Source organism: Streptomyces sp. NPDC060031 (assembly GCF_042736805.1).
In the GTDB taxonomy this organism is placed as follows: Bacteria; Actinomycetota; Actinomycetes; order Streptomycetales; family Streptomycetaceae; genus Streptomyces.
The window spans coordinates 1-1,130 of record NZ_JBHWVM010000220.1 but is presented as its reverse complement, the minus strand read 5'-3'; the positions used below and the strand labels follow the sequence as shown (position 1 = coordinate 1,130).

The following is a 1,130-nucleotide window of genomic DNA, read 5'->3' as shown; positions in this document are numbered from 1 at the left end:
GGTCATGTCCCTTGTGGTGGTGTAGCTGATCACTGGATGGTGCCAGGCAGGTTGGCGTTGGTGTCCGGATAGAGGCTGTCCATGCTTTCGATGGAGAGGTAGCGGCGGGGGAAGGCGACCCATTCGTCGTGGAGTTCGGTGAGGACGGCGGTGGCCAGGCGGCTGACGGCGGCGGTGTTGGGGAAGACCTGGACGACGTCGGAGCGTCGTTTGATCTCCCGGTTCAGGCGCTCGAGCGGGTTCGTCGACTGGATTTTCTTCCAGTGCTGATGGGGGAAGTCCGCGAACGCGGTCAGGTCCTCCTTTGCTCCCAGCAGCATCTCCCTGACCCTGGGGAACTGTCCGCCGAGCATGTCGGCGACGGTGTCGAGGTGGGATCGGACGGCTTCGGCGGTGGGCTGGGCGAAGAGGGTGCGGATGGTCGCGGCGACCATCTCCGCGGAGCCTTTGGGGATCACGGAGAACACGTTGCGGACGAAGTGGACGCGGCAGCGCTGCCAGGCGGCACCGATCATGACCTTCCGGATGGCCTTGACCAGTCCGCTGTGACTGTCGGAGATCACCAGGCGGACGCCTGTGAGACCGCGTTCGCGCAGGTGACGAAGGAACTGGGACCAGAAGGCCTCGGTCTCGCTGTCGCCGACCATGATGCCGAGGACCTCACGCCCGCCGTCCTCGGTGACCCCGGTCGCGATGACCACGGCCTGGGAGACGATCCGGTGATCAACCCGTGCCTTGACGTAGGTCGCGTCGAGGAACAGGTACGGAAACCGGATGTGATCGAGAGGCCGGGTGCGGAACACCTCGAGCTGTTCATCGAGGCCGGCACAGATCCGGGAGACCTCACTCTTCGATATCCCGGTGTCCGAACCCAGGGCCTTGACCAGGTCATCGACGGATCTCGTGGACACGCCGTGGACGTACGCTTCCATGATCACGGCGTATAGGGCCTGATCAATACGGCGCCGTCGTTCCAGCAGGCTCGGGAAGAAGCTGCCGGCCCGCAGTTTCGGGATAGCGAGTTCCAGATCACCGGCCTGTGTGGTGAGGGTCTTCTCCCGGTGCCCGTTGCGATAGGCGGTGCGGGCCTCGGTGTGTTCACCCCAATCGGCGCCGATCCTCGCGGTGGC

1 protein-coding gene is annotated in these 1,130 nt (G+C 64.8%); it reads right to left on the bottom strand.

The annotated features are described in order from the left end of the window. Nucleotides 1-29: 29 nt before the first annotated feature. A partial coding sequence (locus tag ACFWB8_RS37145) for an IS256 family transposase (protein ID WP_385237764.1) occupies nucleotides 30-1,130 on the bottom strand: 1,101 nt, incomplete at its 5' end.